Origin of the sequence: Psychromonas arctica (genome assembly GCF_038155225.1) — a bacterium.
Classification (GTDB): domain Bacteria; phylum Pseudomonadota; class Gammaproteobacteria; order Enterobacterales; family Psychromonadaceae; genus Psychromonas; species Psychromonas arctica_B.
Window position 1 is genome coordinate 1 of sequence record NZ_JBAKBA010000235.1, and the last position, 226, is coordinate 226.

Consider the following 226-nt stretch of genomic DNA (forward strand, 5'->3'; position numbering starts at 1 on the left):
TTTTAACCTTAGGTCAAGGTGCATTCTTTGCCTTAGGTTGTTACGCGATGGGTATGTACCTGATGCGACAAATTGGTGATCGAGGCGTTTACGGTAACCCAGAACTACCCGATTTTATTGTGTTCTTGAACTGGACTGAATTAACTTTGTATTGGGCGGGTTGTGATAACGCCTTTGTAATGATTTTGTTTGTCTTTTCTGGCCCTGGTTTATTAGCTTTCATCTT

1 pseudogene is annotated in these 226 nt (G+C 41.2%); it reads left to right on the forward strand.

The features are described from left to right. Positions 1–226 (forward strand): annotated as a pseudogene (locus tag V6255_RS18395) (urea ABC transporter permease subunit UrtC); the annotation flags it as partial.